The sequence below is a fragment of the uncultured Nonlabens sp. genome, from assembly GCF_947495285.1.
Classification (GTDB): domain Bacteria; phylum Bacteroidota; class Bacteroidia; order Flavobacteriales; family Flavobacteriaceae; genus Nonlabens.
This window is the reverse complement of sequence record NZ_CANLXZ010000108.1, coordinates 1-241: the sequence shown is the minus strand read 5'-3', so window position 1 is coordinate 241 and position 241 is coordinate 1. Positions and strand designations below refer to the sequence as shown.

General features: G+C 33.6%; 1 pseudogene. It reads right to left on the bottom strand.

Annotated features, from left to right (window positions below):
• Nucleotides 1–77, bottom strand: a pseudogene (locus Q0838_RS14305) (IS630 family transposase); the annotation flags it as partial.
• Nucleotides 78–241 lie beyond the last annotated feature (164 nt).

Genomic DNA, 241 nt, shown 5'->3' with positions numbered 1-241 from the left:
CGATTCTTTATGTATTGCCATATTTGTTCACATGGATTGAGTTCTGGGTTATATGGCGGTATCCTCAATAGGTATATATTTTCTGGTATATCTATATTTTTTGTAGAATGAAACCCTGCGTTATCTATGACTACAATTTTAAATCCTTTGGTTTATATAATGAGAACTCTTTTAGGTAAGCTTCGAAAATTGTAGTGTCTACTCCATTTATCTCCCAGACAAAGGAGTCTCCGTTTATAGG